We start from the raw sequence: 23,084 nt of genomic DNA, 5'->3' as shown, positions 1-23,084 counted from the left end.
GGCAGTTTTGAGAAAAGAGCCTATAAAGGATTGTTGGTGATACGGAGAGAGGGTTAATTTCCCTTGCATGCGTACCTCGTTACAGGGTAACGAGGCTACATTAATGGACTGTAGCGACGTTACCCTGTAACGTCGTACGCATTCCTGCTTAGCCCAGACGGCTATGGCGTTATTACCAACTTAGGACGGTATCTCTGTCCTAGGAAGCCTTGTTTTCCTGAGCCATGATTCAAGTCTGCCACTTTCATCTCATAGGCAGTGAAGTTTACAAAGCAGTTACCCGAAGTCTCAAGACTTGCGGCCTATCTAAAGCGCTTATCTCCAAACAATTCGCTCACAACTTTGAGACCAAATATGTAGAGAGAAACTCAGGCTACTCGTCTAAATTCAATTCTTAAATGGTTCATTTTCAAAGATTTATATTTTATCCAATCAAAAGCAGAAAAATACAACCACTTAAATAACCTTACAAAGGTTGCACATTATTAGAAAGTTTACATTAAAATATTCAAACCCGTTTTAAATACTTCAAAACGTTCAATAACTTTGTCTTTTCAACTTAAGCCGCGAAGGGTTGCTTGCTTAAGTAAATACTATTGACAGAGACTTTTATTTGAGAACACTTTTTACGCTCCTTCTGGGTTTATGGACGTTTACCGCTTCTGCACAAACAGGAATCCAAGTCCCGCAACTGGCGGGTTTTGACGCTACTATTCAGCAATTCATTAAGAAATGGGAAGTCACGGGGGCTTCGGTGGCCGTGAGCAAGGAGGGCAAACTGGTGTATGCCCGCGGTTTCGGCTACGCCGATGTAGCCCGTACCAAGCCCTTACAACCGCACAGCCTGATGCGGGTGGCCAGTGTATCCAAAATTGTGACGGCGGTGGCCATCATGAAACTGGTACAAGACGGTGAACTCAGTCTGTCCCACAAGGTTTTCGGCCCGAACGGGTATCTCCCCAATCCTTATTATTCCGCCGGAACATCAGATCCTCGGCTGAAAGACATTACAATCCAGCACTTGCTGGAGCACACGGCGGGCTGGGACCGCGCCATTGGTTGCGACGGCTATGCCAATTGCGACCCCATTGACTTCCCGGTGCATGTGACCAAAGCCATGAACGCCCGCAACCCCGTGGCCGACTCCACCCTAATCCGTTTTCTGATGGTTAAAGGCCTGGACTTCACCCCGGGTACCCGCTCCGCCTATTCTAACATTGGGTATCTGGTGCTGGGAAAAGTGTTGGAAGCCGTGACAAAGCAACCGTACGAGCGCTGGGTAGAGGAGAATATCCTTCAACCCAGCGGGGTGCTGGAAGCGCATTTAGGCCGAAACTTGCTGGTTAACAAACAGGAACGCGAAAGCGAGTACCTGAGCAACTACCGCATGGCGTCGTGCTACGGCACCAAAGAGCAAGTACCGGCGGCATACGGCGGGTTCAATCTGGAGGCCATGAACGCACACGGCGGCTGGATTTTCTCGGCCCGCGACCTGGTGCGCCTGTTGTTGTCAGTAGACGGCTTCGCCACGCAGCCCGATTTACTGGACCAGAATACCCTGGCTTCCATGGTAGAGCCCTCTGCCACGCACCCCTGGCGGGCGAAAGGTTGGCAGGTGAACCTGAACAACAATTGGTGGCAAAGTGGCTGTCTGGACGGCACCGCCAGTTACCTGGTACGCACCAGCGGAGGCTACACCTGGGCCATCTTGCTGAACACCTACCAGTCAGCCGACCAGTTCTGGAAAGAATTGGACGAACTAGGCTGGAAATGCCTGGACACCGCCGTTAACTGGCCCACGCATGACCTTTTCCCGCCCAGCCAGAATGCCGCGCGCCTCAACGCCGTTCCGTTAGACTCCCTTACCACCCAAATGAAATGGATGAACGGCAACGGAGACCACCGACTGGTTCTGGTAAAAGCCGATGCCCCCATCACTGCCTTTCCGCTGGATGGCATGTCCTACACGGCCAGCGAAACCTACGGAGAAGGCTCTAAACTAGCTGACGGCACCTTTGTAGTCTCCAACGGAACAAACTCGTCTGCTTCGGTTCGTGGCTTAGACCCAGACCGTAAATATTACGTGAGAGTGGTGGAGTACAACCAAAGTGCCGCCACCGCAAATCTGCCCGTGTACACCCTGGAAGGCAACCCCACGCTCCGCTTACACCAAAACAGCCAGGCCCGTGAATTAAGCACCGCCTCAGCGCCGGAATTGGTGCTGTATCCCAATCCCGCCACCACCGAAGTACGGGTGCAGGGCATCCAGAATCCTGTCACCTATGTGCTCCAAAATGTGCAGGGAGCCAACTTACAAACAGGCATGCTCTACCCCAACCAATCCATCTCCACCGCACAACTCCCCCCCGGCCTCTACCTCCTCCGGCTTCGCGACCAAGTACAGGACATTCTACGCCGCTTTGTTAAGCAATAACTCATTAAAAGGCAATCACAAAGTACAAAAAAGCAATCGCACAGCACATTCAACTAAAATATCTACACAGCCAAAGCACCCACCCACACCTACACCAACTCCATTATCGCTTCGCTACTTTTCCCAGTTCCAGTCTTTCCCGAGCGCGCCTCGCTTTTGGCCCTGGAAAAGCAAAATTATGCGCAAAGGACTATGCAGGCCGAAAGGGCAGTGCGCGAGGGAAAGACGGGGCCTCTCGGCCGTGAGCGCTTACCGTCAACGATGAAACAACAAAGCACTTGCACTCACGCACAAAGCCGTCCAGCCAAGGGCACAGCAAACTGCGTGAACCAGAGCTTCTTGCTAGAAGGACAGCCATTTAGGTTGTTAGTGATAACACCAACAACGGCGAAAAACCCAGCATAAGTGCCTCGCATCAACCCGCCACTATGCCAGCAACAGACAAACGGCATGCACCAACCACTCCCATAAAACCAATTCAACACCTAACAAAACTCCAAACAGACAAGACAGCCACAAAGTAACACTCCCCCTCTTCCAACCATCAGGTTTAAAGGCTCTTTTTCAGAAATAAGGTTAAAAACACCTACTCCTCCGTTCTTCTTCTAAATTATTACTATTTTTGCCCGCACACATACCTATGGCTGCTAAACCGCTCAAACATACCCGCAAGAAGAAGCTCGGCAATTACCCGCATACCATGGTGATCTTCAGTATCACGTTGGCTTTGTTTGTAATTGGCTCTTTTGGGCTGCTGCTTATTTTTGCCAGCAAACTCTCCAATCTGGTAAAACAGAACATTGAGGTACAGGTGTACCTTGACCGTGAGCTCTCTCCCCTAGAATTAGACAAGCTGAAAAAGACGCTGGGCCGAAAGGAATACATCGCCTATGAAGAAAGCCAGCCTATGGTCACCTTCATGTCCAAAGAACAGGGCGCAAAGGAATTCATTGACGAAAGCGGCGAAGACTTTCTCACGTTCTTAGGCGAGAACCCGCTCCGCGATGCTTTTATCATACGCGTCAATCCGGAGTTTGCCACCTCTGACCAACTGAAGAAGATTCAGCAAGACCTCCAGAACACCACGGGCGTGTACGAGGTAGATTACGTGGAAAGCCTTATTGACTCCATCAACCACAACCTGCGGAAGGTGAGCATTGTGCTGTTGGGCTTCGCGGCCATTCTGGTGCTGGTGGTGATCATTCTCATCAACAACACCATTAAACTGGCGCTGTACTCCCAGCGGTTCCTGATCAGGAGCATGCAGTTGGTAGGAGCCACTTCCTTTTTCATTCAACGGCCGTTCCTTAACCGGGCTACGTTTCAGGGGTTGGTGAGCGGCGCGTTGGCTTCCCTCCTGCTGTATGGTTTGCTGCAGTACGCTTATCATGAAATGACCGAGCTATATCTGCTCCGTGATGAAAAACTCATGCTTATTCTCATGGCCGCTTTGCTGATCTTAGGTGGGGTATTGGGCTTTTTCAGTTCGTACCGGGCAGTAAAAAAATACCTTCGGGCTTCTCTAGACGATTTATATTAAAGACATCTCCTTCATGGAAAACAAGAATCAGCCGCAATTCTCCTTTGGGCGCCGCAATTACCAGATCATGTTGGTTGGGTTAGTAGTGATGGGCATCGGGTTTATTTTGATGTCCATGGACACCGAGCCATACGGTTACGGTTTCCTGGGGCTTACTTTAGGGCCTATTATATTGGTGATTGGTTTCATCATTCAATTCTTCGCCATTCTGGCAAAACCGCGCAAAAACGTTTAGATGAATATCTGGCAAGCCATCATCCTGGCCATAGTGGAAGGATTGACGGAATTCTTACCGGTTTCTTCTACCGGGCACATGGTCATTGCGTCTAGCCTCATGGGCATCAATGCCTTTGAGTTTACCAAGATGTTCACGGTGACCATTCAGTTTGGGGCCATTCTATCAGTAGTGGTGCTGTACTGGAAGCGGTTCATTAACTCTATTGATTTCTATAAAAAGCTTTTGGTCGCCGTCATTCCGGCTCTGGCTATTGGCTTTGTGCTCAAAGACGTGGTAGATGCCATGCTGGAGCGCGTAGAGGTAGTGGCTATTAGTCTGCTGCTGGGCGGTATTCTGCTTATTTTCGTTGACCGCTGGTTTAAGGATAAGGAAAATCCGGTCACCACACCCAGCTACAAGAATGCCTTTATCATTGGGTTGTTCCAGTGTATTGCCATGATTCCGGGAGTTTCGCGCTCCGCTTCTTCCATCATCGGTGGTCTTACCCAGAACATGACCCGCAAATCTGCCGCGGAGTTTTCCTTTTTCATGGCGGTTCCCACCATGCTGGCCGCTGCTACCTATGCTGTTCTCACCGACTTGCTGCATCTGGAGATTTCAGACGTGGTTAAGTTTAATCTGCCTAAGATTCAGCAGGGCTTTGCGTCCATCACCCCACAGGAGTGGCAGGTGCTGCTCATTGGAAACATAGTGGCGTTTGTGGTAGCCATGGCCGCTATCAAGTTCTTTGTAGGCTTCTTAACCAAATATGGGTTCAAACTGTTTGGCTATTACCGCATAGTGGTGGGATTGATTATTCTCCTGTTAATGGCCATGGGAGTTGAAATACAGCTAATATAATGCAAGAAACTCCTTATGATTTTGAGGCCGGGGCCATTCTCTTAATGGACAAGCCCCTTACCTGGACGTCTTTTGACGTGGTGAAGAAAACCAAGTTTGCCCTCCGCATCAAGAAAATCGGTCATGCCGGTACGTTAGATCCTTTGGCCAGCGGTCTCCTGATTCTGTGTACCGGTAAATTCACCAAACGCATTGAAGAGATTCAGGCGCAGGAAAAAGAGTACACCGGCACGTTTGTATTAGGACATACCACGCCCTCCTTTGATCTGGAGACCGAAATTGACAGCACCTCTCCTACGGAGCATTTGACCGAGGAAATGCTGCGCGAAGCGGCTGACTCTTTCTTAGGGGAGATTGACCAGACCCCGCCCATTTATTCAGCGGTGAAGGTAAACGGGGAAAGGGCCTACGCATTGGCCCGCCGGGGCGAAGACGCCGAAATCAAATCCAAGCGCATCACCATTAAGCAATTTGAGCTCACTTCTATTGCGGGCAACCAAGTAGAGTTCAAGGTAGTATGCTCCAAAGGAACCTATATACGTAGCTTGGCGCGCGATTTCGGGCAGAAGTTGGGCTGTGGCGCGTATCTCTCCAAGTTGGTGCGTATCCGCATTGGGGAATACCGGCTGGAAGACGCCATGAGCTTAGAGCAGTTACAGGAACTCCGCGAAAAACAATTGGCGCACCATGATCGTCATCCGGGAGCTTAGTCTATTTCCTTCTCTTTCGCATGCCGTGGTTACCTCCGGCACGTTTGACGGGGTGCACGTGGGCCACCAGAAAATCCTTTCCAGGTTAATTGAAACCGCCCGTCAGCATAATGGGCAGAGTGTGGTCATTACCTACTGGCCCCACCCGCGCACCGTCCTCAACCCCAATGATGATTCTCTACGCCTGCTTTCCACCATTGAGGAACGTATTGCCGCGCTCAGAGCCTTTGGGGTTGATTATCTGTTGCTGCTTCCGTTTACGAAGGAATTCGCCCAGTTCTCCTCAGAAGAATACATCCAGCAAATCCTTATTCAGACCATTCAGACCAAAAAGCTGGTGATTGGCTACGACCACCGGTTCGGGAAAAACCGCGAGGGTGGCTTTGACTACCTCCAAGAAAATGCCCAACGTTACGGCTTTGCTGTGGAGGAAATTCCCCGTCAGGACATTGACGCCGTGGGGGTGAGTTCCAGCAAGATTAGAACCGCCCTGGAACGCGGCGACGTTTCTACGGCCGCCCGCTACCTGGGCAGACCCTATTCTCTCACCGGAACCGTGGTGAAAGGCAAACAACTGGGCCGTACCATTGGGTACCCCACTGCCAACGTAGAACCCCAGGAGAAACTGAAGTTGGTACCTGCCCAAGGCATTTACGCCGTGACGGTGCAAACGCCTCAGGGGCATTTTAAGGGAATGCTGAGCATCGGCACCAATCCTACCGTGCAGGGCACCCACCAAACCATTGAGGTGAACATTTTTGATTTCGAAGCCGATTTGTACGGGCAGGAAATCACACTCTTCTTTGTCTCCTACCTGCGCCCTGAAGAGAACTTTGATGGCCTGGAGGCCCTTACCCAACAACTGCACCAAGACAAACGCGCCGCCTTACAAGTGTTAGGATAAATCTGGTAAATCCGTAACTTCACCACTGGCTTACACGATAAAGGCAGTAGGGAAGAAAGCTGGTTCTGGTTTATCACTTAACCCACTTGTGCTATGTTCAGAAGCATTCTAGCCGTTCTAGGCGGAGCCGCTATTGGGGTATTTACCATCAGTCTGGTGGAATACATGAGCCTGCAGCTCTACCCTTTGCCCGCGCAATTTAACCTCAACGACAAGGTAGCCGCCACCGCCGCGTTCTCTAACCTACCCACGGCGGCGTTGCTGCTGGTACTGTTTGGTTATGCGCTGGGTTCGTTTTTTGGCGGCATGGTGGCGGCCCGTTTTGCGCTTTCCAGACGGGTGGTCCATGCCTTGGCGGTAGGTCTTTTATTACTGGTGGCGGGTATTGCCAATCTGCTTGCGTATCCGCACCCGCTTTGGTTTGTGGTGGTTTCCCTGGTGCTTTACCTACCCATGGCCTACTTTGGCGGAATGATGTCGGCGCGCCGCATTCCTTGACGCGCCGTTTCAAGCTTCTTTTTCTGAAAACAGCTTATAAACCTGCTACTGCCCTTTTTTACTGATTTTCCTTCCACTATTTCTAACAAGACTATGATCAATAAAGTGGTACAAGATGCCGCCTCGGCGTGCCAGGACATTCCAGATAGCGCCACCCTCATGCTGGGCGGCTTCGGGCTTTGCGGCATTCCCGAGAACTCCATCCAAGAGATTTTGCGCAAAGGCATCAAAAACCTGACCTGCATTTCCAACAACGCCGGGGTAGATGATTTCGGGATTGGGCTCATGCTGCAACAGCGCCAGGTAAAGAAGATGATCTCCAGCTACGTGGGCGAAAACGCCGAGTTTGAGCGCCAACTGCTTTCCGGCGAACTGGAAGTAGAACTGATTCCGCAGGGTACTTTGGCCGAACGAATCCGCGCGGGCGGAGCGGGCATTCCGGCTTTCTTCACGCCAGCCGGCTACGGCACCGAAGTTGGTGAAGGCAAAGAGAGCCGCGAGTTCCACGGCAAGATGTACCTCATGGAAACCTGGCTTAAAGCCGATTTCGCCTTGGTGAAAGCCTGGAAAGGCGATACCGCCGGCAACCTCATCTACAAAGGAACCGCCCGCAACTTCAACCCCATGATGGCCACCGCCGGTAAAATCACCATCGCCGAGGTAGAGGAACTGGTTCCCGAAGGCGAACTGGACCCCAACCAAATCCATACCCCCGGCATCTACGTGCAACGCATCTTCCAAGGCAAAGATTACGAAAAACGCATTGAGCAACGCACTACGCGTTAATGTGCTAATTTTTTAATGTGCTAAGGTGCTATCTTTTTATGTAGAGTAGTACTACTAGCATTTTCGTACTTAGAAAATACTCAATTATGGAAAGAGGCTCCATTGGGAAAGGGAATGCGGTGGTGGCAAAATCATTTGATTTTGCATTATCCATCATTCAGTTTGCTGAAGGTTTGGAAGAAAGCCGCAAATATGTAGTTGCCAAACAACTGCTGAAAAGCGGTACTTCCATTGGAGCCAATATTTGGAAAGCCCAACATGCCGAAAGCAGAGCAGACTTTATTCATAAACTCAAAATTGCCGCCAAAGAAGCAGACGAGACTGAATATTGGCTTTTACTCTGCAAACACAGCGCGCCTTACCCCGACCCGGAAGATAGGCCAGAAAAGCTGTTGGAACTCCAGAAATTACTTTCCAAAATCATTTACTCTTCTAAAAACACTTAGCACATCTGCACTCCTAATTAGTACATCATCCCAATAGCATATTAGCACATTAAAAAATCAGCACATTATGTTAGATAAACACGGCATTGCCAAACGCATAGCGAAAGAATTACAGGAAGGCTATTATGTGAACCTCGGGATTGGGATACCTACCTTGGTAGCCAATTACATACCCGAAGGAATGAACGTGGTCTTGCAGAGCGAAAACGGGCTGCTGGGTATGGGCCCCTTCCCTACCGAGGAAGAAGTAGACCCAGACTTAATCAACGCCGGAAAGCAGACGGTGACCACCTTGCCCGGATCGGCGCTGTTCAGTTCCGCGGAGAGTTTTGCCATGATCAGGGGTGAACACGTGCACCTCACCATTCTGGGCGCCATGGAAGTCTCGGAGCGGGGCGACATTGCCAACTGGAAAATTCCCGGTAAGATGGTGAAAGGCATGGGTGGCGCCATGGACTTGGTTGCTTCGGCCAAGAACATCATTGTGGCCATGCAGCACACCTCCAAAGACGGCCAATCCAAACTGCTTAAAAACTGCAGTCTGCCCATTACCGGTTTGCAGTGCGTGAAAAAGATTGTGACTGATTTAGCCGTGCTGGAGGTAACCGAAGAAGGATTCAGGCTACTGGAACGCGCACCCGGCGTTACGGTAGAACAAATACAAGCGGCCACCGAAGGAAAATTAATAGTAGAAGGTGAAATCCCGGAAATTAATGTGTAACTAATTTTGTTACAGAACGGCTGCGACCCAATGGAACAGAAGCTTAGGGACATTTTTGAACCGTTTTCAGGAAAAGAAGCGCGAAACGCCGTATACCTCTAGCACCCTTGGGCTGGTTAGCCTTGTAAAGCTTTTGTAAATTGAAGAAATGCCCTTCTGATTGGCAGATTAGATTCACCTTCGGCCGAAGGCATTTTTTAACCTGATTTTACCAAACATGAGTGAAAATACCGAGCACAAATTAATTCTTCGTCAGCTTACCACTTCTGATTACAAAGAAGTAAAACAAATCATGGAGCTGGTATACACCACCATTGGAGGTTCCTGGACCCAGCGTGAGTTTGCTTCCCTTTTAAAGCGTTTCCCAGACGGGCAGCTTTGTATTGAGGACAAAGGCCGGGTGGTAGCCGCGGCCCTCAGCATCATTGTCAATTACCCAGAGTACGGCGATAAGCACACTTATGAGCAAATAACCGGCGGTGGTAAATTTGACACCCATGACGATGATGGCGACACGCTCTATGGCGTAGATGTGTTTGTCCACCCAGAATACCGCAACCTGCGCCTGGGCCGTCGTTTGTACGATGCCCGGAAGGAACTTTGCGAGAACCTGAACCTGCGTGGCATCATCTTGGGCGGTCGTATTCCTGGTTACAAGGAGCACTCAGATAAAATGACGCCCGGCAAGTACATAGAGCAAGTCCGGAATAAGGAAATCTATGACCCTATCCTCACGTTTCAGCTCAGTAATGGCTTCCACGTCCGGAAAATTATTAGAGGGTACATGCCGCAGGACAAAGAATCCAAGGCCTATGCGTCTTTGTTAGAATGGATCAACGTCTATTATGAGGAAAAGGAAACGCTGGTAGGCGGTACCAAACGGGTTGTTAGGATTGGGGTTATCCAGTGGCAGATGCGCCAGATGACTTCCCTGGAAGACTTTGAGCAGCAGGTAGAGTTCTTCGTGGATACGGTGAGTTCCTACAAAGCGGACCTGGTTATGTTTCCTGAGTTCTTTAACGCTCCGCTCATGGCTTTGTCCGACGAGAAATCGCCTTCGGCGGCTATCCGGAAACTAGCCGAGTACACTGATGGCATCCGGGAACGCTTGATTCACCTGGCGCTGTCTTACAACATCAACATCATTGCTGGCAGTATGCCAGAATACATTGACAATAAACTGCACAATGTCAGCTATCTCTGCCGCCGCGATGGAACGTATGACAAACAGTACAAATTGCACGTAACGCCAGACGAGTCGCAGTACTGGGGCATGCGCGGCGGTAACAAGCTGAACATCTTTGAAACCGATTTCGGGAAAGTGGGGCTTCTTATCTGCTATGACGTAGAATTCCCAGAACTGGCCCGTATGCTGTCTGACCAGGATATGAAAATCCTGTTCGTACCGTACCAGACCGATACCAAGAACGCCTACCTGCGCGTGCGTCATTGCGCCCAGGCCCGGGCTATTGAGAACGAATGCTACGTGGCTATTACGGGTAGCGTGGGCAACTTGCCACGGGTAGAGAACATGGACATCCAGTACTCTCAATCGGCGGTATTCTCCCCTTCAGACGTGGCTTTCCCGCATGATGCCATCATTGCAGAAGCTACTCCGAACACGGAGATGACGCTTATCGCAGATTTGGATTTGGACCTGTTAAAAGACCTGAATACCACGGGTAGCGTTCGGAACCTAAGAGACCGCCGTAAGGACTTATACAACCTGAGCTGGCTGCATCAGAAAGAAGACGATTTAACTGAGATTTAATTAAAATAGCGTATAAACAGAAAGGCCGGTAAAATACCGGCCTTTCTGTTTATACGCTATTTTCTTCAGCACTAACTCAAAATGCTGAATCGGAACACTCGCTCGCCTCTGGCGAGTGTGAGCTACCTTCGGCCTCTGGCCGATACAGGGAATATTTTTATGTATGCTTAGCGGCGGGACGCCGCAGGTAGCTCACACTCGCCAGAGGCGAGCGAGTGAAATCACAAATTCCTACGCTACTTTCCTTAGTCACAGAGTACGTCTGGTACGGCGGGATTCTAACCTAAGAACCATTATCAAAGCCAGAATAAAACCGAACAGTGCACCAAAAGCAAGATACCACTTCAGTTTTGGCCCGGTAGGGTGAAGTAAAGGCGCAAATCCTACTGCTACCTGCACGGTTTCCAGATTCCTTAGTTCGGCTTCCAGCTCGGCCTGAGTTTCAAATAAGGCGGCACTTTGTTTGTAGAGATTGGTAGGGTCTAGGGGTTCTCCGTAGACAAAACCGTTCGCTGGGCCCCTCAGAGCTATGGCGGTGCGCTTGATGCTGTCAATGGAAGCTATGTCTACTTTCAGTTTGTTTATCATGGCCCGAAGTTGCTCCTTTCTGGCTTGGGTGCTGCGGGTGAAAAAAGGATTACGGGCAAAGTAGCCCGTTAAGGCATCCTGTAAAGGGACAAAGAACTTACTGTCATACAACTCCACCTCCACTTTGAAAGGCGCACCCAACAGAACGCTGTCTGTTTCGGCTACCGTTAGAAACGAATCTATCCCCACATACCGAAGCGATTTCATTTTGGAAGCGTCTTCTACGCTGATATTAAGATCTGCCGCCACCACCTGGCTGTTTCCGTCTTTGACCAGATTAGACAACCGGATGACCTGATGTTCAAAATAATCATTCCTGATTTCACCGGGGGCCAGTGTCATGGTGGATCTGTAAAACGGACGTTTCATATTGAAGGCTAGGTACCCTAACCCAATACCTACCAACGTGAGAAAGAGCACCAAGGGCCACCGGCGCAGGAGCAGTAGGAAGACGTTTTCAACTTTGTTTTGTACCCGACGGTAGATGGAGACCAGTTTCCGGAAAACTACTCTCAGGTCAATTTCATCGGGTATTCTTTCCTCTCTCAGAGATGGTTTGTCCATGGGGCACCTTCGTTGTACTAAAGCCCTCAAAAATAGAAAAACTTTGTAAGATGTAACCGAAAAGCTTGTCTGCTGCGGTGGCTCAGCTAGTTGGCGCTTGTCTTGATTAAAGACTACCTTTGCACGTACCCTTTACCCAAAGCCTGTCCTTTGTTTAAAATCTCCCAAAAAGGCAAAGCGTTGATTGGCAGCAAGATCCTGAAGAATTTAGTCTCCTTAGGTTCTTTGCAGTTACTTAACTTCCTTATTCCGCTGGTGCTCTCGCCTTATCTGGTACGCATCATCGGGCTGGAAAATTTCGGCCGGGTAACTGTGGCGCAGGCTATTATCACCTACTTCAACAACGTCACGGATTATGGTTTCTATTTTACGGCTACCAAAGAAATCTCTCAAAACCGAAGCGACAAGAAGATAATTGGCGCACTGTACAACGAGGTGCTCACAACTAAGTGTTTTCTGCTGGCTCTAAGTTTATTGCTTTTGCTAGGATTCGTAGCTCTTTTCAGCACGCCAGAAACTAACCCGTACCTCTATTTCTTGTCGTTCACGCTGGTGATTGGGCAGACCGCTTTTCCGGTCTGGTTGTTTCATGGTCTGGAAGACATGAAGTATATCAGTATCGTAAATTCCGTCTCAAAAGTGCTTGCGGTGATTCTGATTTTTCTGTTTGTAAGAGAGACAGAAGATTATATTTACATCAACTTCTTTCTGGGTTTGGGGACCATGTTAGCGGCAGCCTATAGCCTGTTCCTCATCAAAAGAAAATACGGTTTGGTTTTCCGGTTCGCTAGGTTCAATAAAGTGCTACATCATCTAAAGGATGGGAAAGACATCTTCATTTCCAACTTAGCCGTTAACCTTTATTCCAATTCTAATATCCTCATCTTAGGGCTTTTTGCTTCCATTGAAATAGTAGGGTTTTACAGTGTGGCCGAGAAGATATTAACCACGGTACGGCAAATGCTAAGCGTTTATTTCCAGGCAATTTACCCTACTATGTGCAACCTGGTTTCTAAAACAAAGAAGGAAATCCTTGCCTTTACCCTGAGTCTCCACTTACCTTTTGCGGGCTGCATTCTTTTGCTGGGTTGCGGGATCTATTACTTTTCAGAAGAACTGACTACCTACTTTTCCGGAACTTCTTCGCCTGAGATCAGTCACCTGATCAGGCTTTTAAGTTTTGTGCCGTTTATCATAGCGTTGAATATTCCTTCTAACCAGTTTCTGCTGGCTTACGGCTTTAAGGAAAGCTATAGAACCACCCTTTTGTTGGGAACTTTCCTTAATTTACTTCTAAATTCTGTGTTGAGCTATTTCCATCTTGCCGAAGGCACTTGTATTGCCATTCTTCTTACCGAAAGCTTTATTACCATTGGGTTGGTGACGGTCTTAGAAAGAAAGAATCCTGTTTATAGCCTGCTATTCTCAAAACAGGTCATAAATTCAAATTAACTAATAGCACTTTAGTGTAGCGCATTGAAACCCATGCATGATCATCCTGTACACCGTCCTTGGGTCAGTATCATTATCTTGAATTACAATGGCTATCAAGACACCATAGAGTGTTTAGAAAGTCTGTTTAATTTAGAATACGAATGTTTTTCCATTGTTGTAGTTGATAACCATTCCCCAGACCACTCTCTTGACTACATTAAAAGTTGGCTACTGGAGAGCGATTTCGCTGGGTTAAATGTAAAGAATAAAGTAGGAAAAGTAGATACCTTTCACCAGCACATAAATTATGAAAAAGGGAAATATTGGACTTCAATTGAATCTAAAAGAGCTTTTATCACCACCATTCAAGTAAACGAAAACCTGGGCTTCGCCGGTGGAAATAACGTGGGAATTGATTTCGCCCGCCATTACTTCTCCCCTGATTTTGTCTGGCTGCTGAACAATGACACCGTAGTGGCCCCCGATAGCCTATTTGAATTGGTGCATAAAGCGCAGGCGCAACTGAGCCAGGGCCACAAGATGGGGATTTGGGGCTCCAAACTCCTGTCTTACCACCAGCCAGACACCATTCAAGCCATAGGAGGAAAACTGAATTTAACTACTTTTACGACCAGTCATATTGCCGAAGGGCTAAAAGACACCCCGGAGAACGAGGTAGAACACCCAGATCTGGATTATGTGGTAGGAGCCTCGCTCTTTGTTAGCAGGAAGTTTTTGGAAGAGGTAGGGCTCCTAAGCGAAGATTATTTTCTGTACTTTGAAGAACTGGATTGGGCCAAAAGAGGGCAAAAAGCCGGGTTCTCGCTGGGGTACGTTTCAACTAGCAAGGTTTACCACAAAGAAGGCAGTTCTATTGGGTCTAGTTCAGAAGGCAAGAAGAAAAGCGATTTGGCAGATTATCACGGCATCAGAAGCAAAATCATTTTCTTCCGGAAGTTTTACCCAGAAAAATCCCTGCAACTGTACACCTTGGTAATGGCCTCTGTCTTATTGCGGATAGGCAGAGGACAATTCAAGAGAGCTTTCAGGGTACTTAGCCTCCTACGCCAAACCAAATGAAGATGACGTTTAACCCCAGGATTTCCCTCTCTTATACGCTGCTGGTATCCTTTATTTTCGTCCTTCTCTTTAGTGGTTTCCTGAAGAATTTTCTTTCTTTTTCTACTTTAAGCCTGGGAGCCGTAGCAGTAGACCTATTGGTGCTTTTGCAGTTGATCTATACGCTCCTGGTGCTGGTGTTTTATTATTCCTCTTCCAGGAAAATAGACAAAGAATACCTGGTATTTGCTGTCTTTTGGCTGGTTCTTTTACTGCTTACCTTGGGAAAGATCTCCTTTGTAGATGCCAATCCATGGCGAGAAAGAGTCCTGGGCCTACGAAACAATCTCTTCTATAGCTTCCCTGTTCTGTATATTCCTTTATTACTTCAAAAGGAAAAATACATTGCCAAAAGCATTCGTGTTCTGTTAACTACCGGACTGACTTTATGCCTTTACGGTATCTTCCAATACATTTTTGCTTCCCAACTTCCCCTTTCTTTTCTGGCGTTAAAAGGCGAAGGCACTTTTAGCTTTTACGAGCAGGAAATTACCCGGCCAACCGCCCTTTTAGGAAATACCATCATCTTCGCCAGCTTTACTCTTTTCTTGTTCAGCCTGTCCTTTATTAAGTACATTACCCAAAGAAAAAAGAGGTATTTACTTTTTTTAGCCATTATTATCACGGTAAATGTGATGACTTTTACCAGGGCTACTTTAGCAGGATTTGTCTTGTCTGGTGGTATTATTCTGACCTTGTATTACGGACGGTTTACCTTACTTTACACCATCAAACTTCTCACGTTAATCATTGCTTTCTTATCAATCATACTGCTGGTAGGCTATCATTACAAAGACACGTTTCTAGTGCGGAGGATGACCGGGCGCGAAATGAGCACCATGTCTTCTGATAAAGGTCATTTCAGTATGATTGACAACTCTATCACTTATCTGAAAGCACACTACTTGGCCGGTTCCGGCATTGGATCCCAAGGACCCAGCGGAGATCCTGAAAAGATAATTATTACCGATGGCTACTGGTTTCAGTTGTTTCTGGAGAATGGCATGCTCTTAGGGCTGCTGTATCTGGCCTTTTATTTTCTCTGTTTCTTCTATGCCCTGCAGGCGTTTCTTAAAACCCACAACCTGTTGCTAAGACAATTATGCCTTACCTTTATAGGAGTAAGTATCTATTATTATGCAGCTTCTTTCATTAATTCGGCGTTTATTGGCCGGGTGAATTTTATCTTGTACTGGATGCTGTTTGGCTTTATCATGGCGCAGCGACTCCTCTTAAAGAAACAAACAGATGCCGTCTCTGGTCATTGATGCCCGCATGATTCAGGCGTCGGGGATTGGGGTTTACCTGCGGCAACTCATCCCTTTTTTAACAGAGCATTTTGCCGTGTCTCTTTTAGGAAAAGCCGAAGAGTTGAAGGAAGCCCAATTGAGTTCTACCATAAAGATTATTCCGGTGAACGCTTCTATTTACTCGATCTCTGAACAGGTAGCGCTTTCCCTTAAGATTCCGGCCTGTGACATTTTCTGGTCACCGCAATACAACATACCGCTTTTACCTATCAGGGCTAGAAAGAGAGTGGTCACCATTCATGACACGTACCATCTGGCCTTTAAGCATACATTATCCTTCGCCCAAAGGGCGTACGCGACCGTTCTTTTGAATGCTGCCGTCAGGCTATCAGATAAAGTGGTGACGGTCTCCCATTTTTCTAAAAAGGAAATCATAACCTACACCAAGTGCCGGGAGAATAAGCTGAACGTCATTTACAATGGGGTGAATTCAAGTCTGTTTCAGCCTTCTTTTTCAGGAAACGAGGCTGAAACGCTGCACCGCGCTCTTCCTGAACTACCGGAGAAATACATTCTGTACGTGGGCAATGTAAAACCCCACAAAAATCTGATGACGTTGCTCAGAGCGTATGTACAGTTACCCCAGCAACTGAGGGCCGCGTACGGGATGGTGATTGTGGGGAAAAAAGAAGGATTTATTACGCCAGATCAGGACGTATTTCATTTCCTGCGGCAGGAGCCTTCCCTCCAAAACCAGGTTCATTTCACGGGGTTTGTGCCCGATCCGCTATTGCCATTCCTCTATAAATGCGCATCTTTGTTCGTGTTTCCATCGCGGTACGAGGGCTTCGGCTTGCCGCCGCTGGAGGCAATGGCATCGGGTTGTCCGGTTCTGGCATCTGCAAAGGCCAGTATTCCTGAGGTTTGCGGAAAGGCGGCGTTGTATTTCAACCCCGAGGAAGCGGCAGAACTGGCGCATCAGATGGAGAAGGTTCTGTCTGCTGGACAGATCAGGAACGAGTTGATTGCGGCGGGACTTGAGCAGAGCAAATTGTTCACGTGGGAGGCTGCCCGGCACCAGCACCTAGAACTGTTCCAGCAACTTATAAAGGGAGTATAATTTGCCGCGGTTCTAAGCTGTTTTCCTAAAAACAGGCATAAAACGCAGGCAAGCAAAATCAGTTAGTAGAGCGCAGTGAGAGTAGCAATTGTACATGAATGGTTTGTAGACTACTCGGGGTCAGAAAAGGTGGTGGAACAGCTCTTGCAGGTTTTTCCCGAAGCCAATCTGTTCGCGGTCATCGAGTTCATGCCAGCACATCTCCGCAAACACATTCTTCACAAACCGGTCACCACTACCTTCATCCAGAAGCTTCCTTTTGCGCAGAAGCATTACCGCAATTACCTGTTTCTGATGCCGTTGGCCATTGAGCAACTGGACGTAAGCGAGTACGATGTGGTCATTACCAGCAGCCACGCCGTGGCGAAAGGAGTTTTAACCCACGCCAACCAACTGCACGTCTGCTACTGCCATTCGCCCGCCCGCTACGCCTGGGATTTGTACCATCAATATTTGAAGGAAAGTGGGCTGAACAAAGGTCTGAAAGGCCTGCTGGCGAAACTGATTCTGCACCGTTTCAGATACTGGGACCTCTCTACCGTGCACCAGGTAGACTTTTTCATCGCCAACTCCCGCTACATTGCAAGGCGCATCAAGAAGAACTACAACCGCGAATCTACGGTCATTTATCCGCCGGTAGACGTGGCGAACTTCAGCCTCTCTACCGCAAAGGAAAGTTTTTACCTCACCGCTTCGCGCCTGGTGCCCTACAAACGGATTGACCTGATTGTGGAAGCGTTCAACGACCTGCCAGACAAACAACTTATTGTGATTGGCGAAGGACCGGACTTTGAGAAGATAAAAGCCGTGGCTGCTCCCAACGTTATGCTGTTAGGTTACCAGCCGTTTGAGGTGCTCAAAGATTACATGCAACGGGCTAAAGCATTTGTTTTTGCCGCGGAAGAAGACTTCGGCATTACGCCCGTAGAAGCCCAAGCCTGCGGAACGCCCGTCATTGCCTTCGGGAAAGGCGGCGCGCTGGAAACCATCACTCCCCAAACCGGCGTCTTCTTTCCCGAGCAAGAAAAAAACGCTCTTTTGGCCGCCGTACAACAGTTTGAAACCAGTGGTCTGCCCTATTCTCCCCAAGCCATTAGAGCGTCTGCGGAAAGATTCAACCAACAGCGGTTCAGGGAAGAAATACGGCAATTTGTTTTAGAGAAATACCATGCGCTTCAGCAAAATTTCTAGCGAAAAGCCTAGCTTTTGGGGCGATGCTTACGGGTCTCTTCTCTGTCTGTACGCTTTTTTACTTCCCCTCAGGTCTAACCTGAAGACCGGTCTTTTCCTTCTTTTGGCGGGTGCGTTTTTGTGGCAAACCGTCCAGAAAAAGAACCTGGATCTTTCCATCTTTAAGCGCAATTCGTATCGGGTAATTACCGCGTACCTGGCGCTCTGCTTGTTTTCCCTGCTTTACTCTTTTAACCAGAATGGCACGCTGCAATTCATTGTTTTACAGGCTACCATTTTCCTGCTTCCGCTTCTGGTTTACCGGCAACTTTCAGAAAAACAGGTCCAAAATACGCTTCTGTTTTTTTGTTTCAGTTGCTTTGTTTTGGCCGTGTACGCGAGCATAATAACCGCTATTCAGTACGTGAAGGTGATTCCGGCGCACTCCCATTCTTTCCAGACACTGGACTGGACTTTTTTCTCGTATTATATTCCGCAGAACATCCATTTCCATGCGCCTTATTTCAGTTTGTATATTGGTACTTGCTTAATCATCCACTCCTATTTTCTGCACCAAGTTTCCATTTCTAAGCAGAAAAAGCTCTTTCTTATTCACGTATTCGGCTGGGTAATTTTCTTTTCTTTTCTGGCGCTTTTATCTTCTAGAACAGCCCTGGTGGCCACGCTGGCTGTACTTGCAATGGGCGTGGTTTACCTGGCTTTAAAAGCTGGAAGATACCTGCTGGTGGTAGCCGTTGTCGCTTTTACGGTAGGCACTGGCTTTCTACTCTTTGAGAAAGTAACCTATTTGAAAACCAAATTCAGTCAAAGTGCGGGCGTTGCGGAACGGAAAATGATGTGGCTTTCTGCGCTGGAGGTTATTAAAGATCACCCGCTGGCAGGTGTTGGCCCCGGCGACACCCGAGAGGTCCTGGTAGAAAGTTACCGCCAGCACAACTTTCCCCAGGGCGTAGAAGCCCGGTTTGACGCGCATAATCAGTTTCTTATGTATGGAGTATCTCTGGGGTTGGCAGGTGTTCTGGTTTTTCTGCTGCTCTTGTTCTTCCTCCTGAAAGAAGCTTACCAGCAGAAAAGCTTCATCCTTTTCGCGTTTGTAGTAGTTTTTGCTATTTGCTGCCTGACAGAATCTTTGCTTCAGCGCCGAGACGGCACCCTGCTGTTTTCGTTTATTGTCTCCCTCCTGCTTTTTGCGCCTAAAACCAACCGGTTTCCAGCCTAATTTCATAAAACAGGGAGTATCCTCTGAGGACTAGCCGTGTGGTAAGCTTCTGTATTCTTTCTTTAAGGAAAGCTCGCTTCGTTTTAGAGGTTTGTTGGCAAAACAAGCTCAAAAAGGGTGGCATATTCTAATTCGCATCCCTCCACTTGGCCTTTCATAAACATCTGCTATCTTGTCCTAAACATACATGTGAGCATTACGGCATGCAAAATTGTACGACGGGGAAAAGAGCATTCTGTTTCCCTTCGTATATAGTGCCGATAAGCGTAGGTGGTACGTTTATATGATAGTTAGCGGTAATGCATAAAAAGAAATACTTACAAATTAATGGGGTTATTTTACAAAGCATCTGACAAAGAACTTCTGACAGTACGGAATCAAATAATTACTGAAAGCGCAATTCCTTTTTTACAGAAGCTTGGATTTAAGAAATCACCTTTTTCAACCGCTTGGTTCGGCAGAAATAACCATGGTGATTTTAATTATGAATTATGTCGGTTAATTAATGGAGAACTACAAATTGTAGATTTGTATGTGGCAAGGGGCGACAAGTATATAAAAGTCCATTTAAATATCTTCAATTTAAGCCCTGAATTAGATTCAATTGACAAGTTAAATGGTTTAGATGGGATTCAGTTTCACATTCCACCTAACAGTATTAGCAATATGCATTGGCGCTTAGATGATATAAAAGGGATTCCTCTTTTTAAACTTAATTATATGTCTGGTCATAAAATAGGAAGCTATTGGACAAAAAGCGGATTAATTAAAGCAAAGGAAAAGCTCAGAAAAACAATCATCCATGATATAGCCAACTTTGAATATTTTCACAAACGCTGGCATGAAAAATTCTCCCCATTAAACACGACTTGGGAAGGGATGAAAATAGAAAATAATAAAAGCACTACCGCTAACATTGGTAGCTGTTGCACAACTCTTGGCTGAAGAATAAGTTTCATACTCCTGTCTGTTTATTTTTCCAGTCCTTTTGGGTTTTAGCCGCTAAACCAGGTCAATAGAAGCAGCTGCCGAAGGTCTGGGCAGGGCCATGACGGCTGATTGGCTGCTTTTCGGTGTAAAGCGCAGCAGTTTCTGCAGGTTGTAGGCCGCAGCGGCCAGCAGCATTCCCTTGTGGGCCTGTTGGATGCCTCTGGTGTTGATTTTCCGCAGGCCCATATAGTTGATGAGCGTGCCCAGCACCGGCTCCACGGTGGCCTGCCTGAGGCTCTTCATCCTTCGCCCATAGCGACTCTTTACCCTGGCAATCACCCGCTCATATTCTTCCCGGTAGTAAGTGATCTCCACCTTCTTTTCGTAGCTTTTGCCAATGCAGCTTTCGTGCATGGGGCAGTTTTTGCAGTCTTTGCGGGTGGTGAAGTAGATCTTCTTTTTGATGCTGTTTTTCGGCTCCACCTTTACTTTTCTGAAGGTAGCTTTCTTGCCCTGCGGGCAGCGCCAGCAGTCCTCTTCTCTGTCATAGGTGAACCCCTCGGGCCCGCCTTTGTAGGTGCCGTGCGGGGGAATGAAAGCGGTGAAGTGCTGCTGTTCGAGCAGCGCATAATTCTCTCCCGATGAGTAGCCCGCATCTGCTAATAGAGTGTTGCAGCTTAAAGCTAAGCTCTCAAGTCTTTGGGTGAGGCCTTGCAGTAACCCGGGCAAACACTGATTGTCTTTTTTATCAGCCAGATCGGCCTGCACGTGCGTGATGGTGTGATGGGCAGCATCCACGGAAAGCTGGGCTAAATAGCAGAGCTTACGTGCTTTCCCTGGCTTGACGGCAATGCGGGCATCGGGGTCCACGGGGGAGTAGTGGGTCTTATTGGAGGTGTACTTGCTGTTTTTGTTGTGGGCGCCCGGCCGCTGGTCCTGCTGCAAACTCCAGGTACGGTTACGGGTCTTTATCCCCTGCAGCTCATCGGAGGAGGCGGTAATCGTCTGCTGCGCTAAAGAAGCTTTGTTTACAGCCGCTTTTCTGTCGGCCCGGCTGATGGCGCGGACCTGCTCCAGGTGGGAATCCAGATCCTGCTGCGGCACTTTTAGCTCTAAAGAATCCATAGAAGCATTGGCTTTGATAAGGGCAGAGTCTACTACCTGGGTGTGGCCGGCTACCATGCCCGCTTCCACGCACAAACAGAGCACGCGGGTAAAGACCTGCTCGAACAGCGCCTGGGGCAAAAGCTGGCGGGTACGCGAGAGGGTGGAGTGCCAGGGCAAGGGCTCATCCAGTTGGTAATCCAAAAAGTAAAGCAAGTCTAGGCGCAGGCCGCAGTGCTCGATCAGCCTGCGGTCAGAGATGATGTTCTCCAGGTAACCCACCAGGCAGAGCTTGAAGAACACCGCCGGGTCGATGGAGTGCTGCCCGCAATGGCCGTAGTAGGGTTCGGTCAGCCCGTAGAGGAACGAGAGGTCCAGCCGGTCCTTGAGCCGCCGGTAGAAGTTGTGCTCCGGCACGTGCGCCGAGAGCGAGAAGCGCAGCTCCTTCTCGTCGGCAAAGTGCTTCCTGCCCTGCATCGGTAAAAAGAGTTGGTGGAACATCCTTTTACGTGTATCTTCAGACAGTTGTGCAACAAGCACATTGTGCATAAGCCATGCCACGGCCTTGCACGTCTTTTACACGAGGCCGTTGGCACACATTTATAATATGAACTCTATTGACATAATTACATATAGTGCATTGGCCTTCTCATTTATAGTGGGAGCAATAACCTTTTCCCTTCAAACCGACTTAGGAAATCCTCTATTCTTCAAGAGGTGCTTAATTGCTTCAATCATTTCTTTTGCAATAGGAATTATACTTGAACTAATAAATACACTTAACTTTGAAGAAGGAACGATAATTATATTAATGTCAATCTCTGTTATCTACCTCGGTTATTTTTATTTGTTTAGAGAGATTTTCAGAGTTTGTATAGGATTCTATCCAGTTATTACCTCACATTTTTCTCACGGGAGACCTATAGACGGTTACTGGATGAAGTACCCAAAGAATAGAAAAATTATGTGGGAAGATTTTCTTTTCAGCTTTGCACAAGGACTTATCCCGATATTTACAATATTAGCATTGCTATTTTTTAATTAATGTTAATAAAATACGCGTGCCAACAACACCTAAACGTCAGCTTCGCCGTCGTTTAGCCCAGTACGTTGGGTGGTTTTATAAATATGAAATCATTATTCAATAAGCTATTCTCCAAATCACGAAACTCAATCCCAAAAGAATGGATGGGAGTATGGATAGACAAAACTGGGAGAACGATTGATTTAGCAGAAGATGAATTTAAGAATTTAACCGTTTCGGTTAAGGATAATGCAGGAAATTACTATTTGATTGAATTGCTTGATAATAGCAAAAAGGAAACAAGAAATCTACAGGGAAGATTTACCACTGATGGAAAAGATAATTCATACCTTGAACTTGAAGCAGGGGAAAATGGACTTGGACCAACTTATCAGCTTAACTTTATTACAGTATCAGGATGCCACCAAACTAGACTTGCCAAAGATACCGACTACATCGACAAATTAAGAATAAGGCCAAATGTAGGATTGGGGCTTTATGCTGATTGGGATGATGATTTGGGTGTTCCTTGGGCTTTTCCGTTAGAGGACTATAAAAAGAAAAATGTCCCCACCTAACGTCTAGTATAAGAATCATGCTACGGCCGACGGCCTTGCACGCCTCATGAACGAGGGCGGTTGCTAAGGTTGTAT

Annotated in this window: 22 protein-coding genes; 20 read left to right on the top strand and 2 right to left on the bottom strand. The window is 47.8% G+C overall.

Annotated features, from left to right (window positions below):
* Positions 1–613 precede the first annotated feature (613 nt).
* From ACY0JR_RS07355 to ACY0JR_RS07305, 11 genes are all read left to right on the top strand, one after another.
* The gene (locus tag ACY0JR_RS07355; protein ID WP_462633297.1) at positions 614–2,434 is read left to right on the top strand and encodes a serine hydrolase; all 1,821 of its coding nucleotides are present in this window, start codon (positions 614–616) and stop codon (positions 2,432–2,434) included.
* A 640-nt stretch (positions 2,435–3,074) separates the two neighbouring features.
* Complete coding sequence (locus tag ACY0JR_RS07350) at positions 3,075–3,974, top strand: cell division protein FtsX (RefSeq protein WP_462633296.1); 900 nt, start codon at positions 3,075–3,077, stop codon at positions 3,972–3,974.
* Positions 3,975–3,987: 13 nt separating this feature from the next.
* Positions 3,988–4,209 carry a DUF3098 domain-containing protein gene (locus tag ACY0JR_RS07345; RefSeq protein WP_462633295.1) on the top strand — a complete coding sequence of 74 codons (222 nt, stop codon included), beginning with the start codon at positions 3,988–3,990 and terminating at the stop codon, positions 4,207–4,209.
* Positions 4,210–5,052 (top strand): undecaprenyl-diphosphate phosphatase, encoded by an 843-nt coding sequence (locus ACY0JR_RS07340; protein ID WP_462633294.1) that lies wholly within the window; start codon positions 4,210–4,212, stop codon positions 5,050–5,052.
* Positions 5,052–5,762, top strand: coding sequence for a tRNA pseudouridine(55) synthase TruB (gene truB, locus ACY0JR_RS07335; RefSeq protein WP_462633293.1), 711 nt, complete (start codon positions 5,052–5,054; stop codon positions 5,760–5,762). Before ACY0JR_RS07340 ends, truB begins: the two co-directional genes overlap by 1 nt.
* Entirely contained in the window at positions 5,740–6,666 is a 927-nt protein-coding gene (locus tag ACY0JR_RS07330; protein WP_462633292.1) for a bifunctional riboflavin kinase/FAD synthetase, read from the top strand. The genes truB and ACY0JR_RS07330 overlap by 23 nt, the downstream gene beginning before the upstream one ends.
* A gap of 93 nt (positions 6,667–6,759) precedes the next feature.
* A complete protein-coding gene (locus ACY0JR_RS07325; RefSeq protein WP_462633291.1) occupies positions 6,760–7,164 on the top strand; it encodes a hypothetical protein in 405 nt (134 codons plus the stop codon).
* A 93-nt stretch (positions 7,165–7,257) separates the two neighbouring features.
* Positions 7,258–7,950 carry a CoA transferase subunit A gene (locus ACY0JR_RS07320; RefSeq protein ID WP_462633290.1) on the top strand — a complete coding sequence of 231 codons (693 nt, stop codon included), beginning with the start codon at positions 7,258–7,260 and terminating at the stop codon, positions 7,948–7,950.
* 86 nt (positions 7,951–8,036) lie between these two features.
* Positions 8,037–8,396 carry a four helix bundle protein gene (locus ACY0JR_RS07315; RefSeq protein ID WP_462633289.1) on the top strand — a complete coding sequence of 120 codons (360 nt, stop codon included), beginning with the start codon at positions 8,037–8,039 and terminating at the stop codon, positions 8,394–8,396.
* 67 nt (positions 8,397–8,463) lie between these two features.
* Positions 8,464–9,117 (top strand): CoA transferase subunit B, encoded by a 654-nt coding sequence (locus ACY0JR_RS07310; RefSeq protein ID WP_462633288.1) that lies wholly within the window; start codon positions 8,464–8,466, stop codon positions 9,115–9,117.
* A gap of 217 nt (positions 9,118–9,334) precedes the next feature.
* Positions 9,335–10,888, top strand: coding sequence for a GNAT family N-acetyltransferase (locus ACY0JR_RS07305; RefSeq protein WP_462633287.1), 1,554 nt, complete (start codon positions 9,335–9,337; stop codon positions 10,886–10,888).
* A gap of 249 nt (positions 10,889–11,137) precedes the next feature.
* On the opposite strand, the gene ACY0JR_RS07300 is transcribed toward ACY0JR_RS07305, so the two are convergent.
* Positions 11,138–12,040: a hypothetical protein gene (locus ACY0JR_RS07300; protein WP_462633286.1), complete on the bottom strand. Its 903-nt coding sequence runs from the start codon at positions 12,038–12,040 to the stop codon at positions 11,138–11,140.
* A 150-nt stretch (positions 12,041–12,190) separates the two neighbouring features.
* On the opposite strand from ACY0JR_RS07300, the gene ACY0JR_RS07295 reads away from it, so the two are divergent.
* The 7 genes from ACY0JR_RS07295 to ACY0JR_RS07265 all read left to right on the top strand — a co-directional run bounded on the left by ACY0JR_RS07295 (position 12,191) and on the right by ACY0JR_RS07265 (position 20,318).
* Positions 12,191–13,492 carry an oligosaccharide flippase family protein gene (locus tag ACY0JR_RS07295; RefSeq protein ID WP_462633285.1) on the top strand — a complete coding sequence of 434 codons (1,302 nt, stop codon included), beginning with the start codon at positions 12,191–12,193 and terminating at the stop codon, positions 13,490–13,492.
* 33 nt (positions 13,493–13,525) lie between these two features.
* Positions 13,526–14,554: a glycosyltransferase family 2 protein gene (locus ACY0JR_RS07290; RefSeq protein ID WP_462633284.1), complete on the top strand. Its 1,029-nt coding sequence runs from the start codon at positions 13,526–13,528 to the stop codon at positions 14,552–14,554.
* Positions 14,551–15,861 (top strand): O-antigen ligase family protein, encoded by a 1,311-nt coding sequence (locus ACY0JR_RS07285; RefSeq protein ID WP_462633283.1) that lies wholly within the window; start codon positions 14,551–14,553, stop codon positions 15,859–15,861. Before ACY0JR_RS07290 ends, ACY0JR_RS07285 begins: the two co-directional genes overlap by 4 nt.
* Positions 15,842–16,963: a glycosyltransferase family 4 protein gene (locus ACY0JR_RS07280; RefSeq protein ID WP_462633282.1), complete on the top strand. Its 1,122-nt coding sequence runs from the start codon at positions 15,842–15,844 to the stop codon at positions 16,961–16,963. The genes ACY0JR_RS07285 and ACY0JR_RS07280 overlap by 20 nt, the downstream gene beginning before the upstream one ends.
* A 75-nt stretch (positions 16,964–17,038) precedes the next feature.
* Positions 17,039–18,154 (top strand): glycosyltransferase family 4 protein, encoded by a 1,116-nt coding sequence (locus tag ACY0JR_RS07275; protein ID WP_462633281.1) that lies wholly within the window; start codon positions 17,039–17,041, stop codon positions 18,152–18,154.
* Positions 18,132–19,373: an O-antigen ligase family protein gene (locus tag ACY0JR_RS07270; RefSeq protein WP_462633280.1), complete on the top strand. Its 1,242-nt coding sequence runs from the start codon at positions 18,132–18,134 to the stop codon at positions 19,371–19,373. Before ACY0JR_RS07275 ends, ACY0JR_RS07270 begins: the two co-directional genes overlap by 23 nt.
* 327 nt (positions 19,374–19,700) lie before the next feature.
* Positions 19,701–20,318: a hypothetical protein gene (locus ACY0JR_RS07265; RefSeq protein WP_462633279.1), complete on the top strand. Its 618-nt coding sequence runs from the start codon at positions 19,701–19,703 to the stop codon at positions 20,316–20,318.
* Positions 20,319–20,375: 57 nt separating this feature from the next.
* Here the strand turns inward: ACY0JR_RS07265 and ACY0JR_RS07260 are convergent, their stop codons facing one another.
* Positions 20,376–21,908: an IS1182 family transposase gene (locus ACY0JR_RS07260; protein WP_462633278.1), complete on the bottom strand. Its 1,533-nt coding sequence runs from the start codon at positions 21,906–21,908 to the stop codon at positions 20,376–20,378.
* A gap of 106 nt (positions 21,909–22,014) precedes the next feature.
* Here ACY0JR_RS07260 and ACY0JR_RS07255 point away from each other — a divergent pair, with 106 nt between their 5' ends.
* Together ACY0JR_RS07255 and ACY0JR_RS07250 are read left to right on the top strand one after the other, a co-directional pair.
* Entirely contained in the window at positions 22,015–22,452 is a 438-nt protein-coding gene (locus ACY0JR_RS07255; RefSeq protein ID WP_462633277.1) for a hypothetical protein, read from the top strand.
* Positions 22,453–22,535: 83 nt separating this feature from the next.
* A complete protein-coding gene (locus ACY0JR_RS07250) occupies positions 22,536–23,009 on the top strand; it encodes a hypothetical protein (RefSeq protein WP_462633276.1) in 474 nt (157 codons plus the stop codon).
* Positions 23,010–23,084: the final 75 nt, after the last annotated feature.

It is taken from the genome of Rufibacter sp. JT3400010 (genome assembly GCF_054956755.1).
This window is presented reverse-complemented; position numbering and strand designations above follow the sequence as displayed.

Excerpts from the sequence above, each read along its gene's own strand:
- ACY0JR_RS07350 (WP_462633296.1), top strand. The coding sequence starts at position 3,075 with ATGGCTGCTAAACCGCTCAAACATACCCGCAAGAAGAAGCTCGGCAAT.
- ACY0JR_RS07345 (WP_462633295.1), top strand. The coding sequence starts at position 3,988 with ATGGAAAACAAGAATCAGCCGCAATTCTCCTTTGGGCGCCGCAATTAC.
- ACY0JR_RS07340 (WP_462633294.1), top strand. The coding sequence starts at position 4,210 with ATGAATATCTGGCAAGCCATCATCCTGGCCATAGTGGAAGGATTGACG.
- truB (WP_462633293.1), top strand. The coding sequence starts at position 5,052 with ATGCAAGAAACTCCTTATGATTTTGAGGCCGGGGCCATTCTCTTAATG.
- ACY0JR_RS07330 (WP_462633292.1), top strand. The coding sequence starts at position 5,740 with ATGATCGTCATCCGGGAGCTTAGTCTATTTCCTTCTCTTTCGCATGCC.
- ACY0JR_RS07325 (WP_462633291.1), top strand. The coding sequence starts at position 6,760 with ATGTTCAGAAGCATTCTAGCCGTTCTAGGCGGAGCCGCTATTGGGGTA.
- ACY0JR_RS07320 (WP_462633290.1), top strand. The coding sequence starts at position 7,258 with ATGATCAATAAAGTGGTACAAGATGCCGCCTCGGCGTGCCAGGACATT.
- ACY0JR_RS07315 (WP_462633289.1), top strand. The coding sequence starts at position 8,037 with ATGGAAAGAGGCTCCATTGGGAAAGGGAATGCGGTGGTGGCAAAATCA.
- ACY0JR_RS07310 (WP_462633288.1), top strand. The coding sequence starts at position 8,464 with ATGTTAGATAAACACGGCATTGCCAAACGCATAGCGAAAGAATTACAG.
- ACY0JR_RS07305 (WP_462633287.1), top strand. The coding sequence starts at position 9,335 with ATGAGTGAAAATACCGAGCACAAATTAATTCTTCGTCAGCTTACCACT.
- ACY0JR_RS07300 (WP_462633286.1), bottom strand. The coding sequence starts at position 12,040 with ATGGACAAACCATCTCTGAGAGAGGAAAGAATACCCGATGAAATTGAC.
- ACY0JR_RS07290 (WP_462633284.1), top strand. The coding sequence starts at position 13,526 with ATGCATGATCATCCTGTACACCGTCCTTGGGTCAGTATCATTATCTTG.
- ACY0JR_RS07285 (WP_462633283.1), top strand. The coding sequence starts at position 14,551 with ATGAAGATGACGTTTAACCCCAGGATTTCCCTCTCTTATACGCTGCTG.
- ACY0JR_RS07280 (WP_462633282.1), top strand. The coding sequence starts at position 15,842 with ATGCCGTCTCTGGTCATTGATGCCCGCATGATTCAGGCGTCGGGGATT.
- ACY0JR_RS07270 (WP_462633280.1), top strand. The coding sequence starts at position 18,132 with ATGCGCTTCAGCAAAATTTCTAGCGAAAAGCCTAGCTTTTGGGGCGAT.
- ACY0JR_RS07265 (WP_462633279.1), top strand. The coding sequence starts at position 19,701 with ATGGGGTTATTTTACAAAGCATCTGACAAAGAACTTCTGACAGTACGG.
- ACY0JR_RS07260 (WP_462633278.1), bottom strand. The coding sequence starts at position 21,908 with ATGTTCCACCAACTCTTTTTACCGATGCAGGGCAGGAAGCACTTTGCC.
- ACY0JR_RS07255 (WP_462633277.1), top strand. The coding sequence starts at position 22,015 with ATGAACTCTATTGACATAATTACATATAGTGCATTGGCCTTCTCATTT.
- ACY0JR_RS07250 (WP_462633276.1), top strand. The coding sequence starts at position 22,536 with ATGAAATCATTATTCAATAAGCTATTCTCCAAATCACGAAACTCAATC.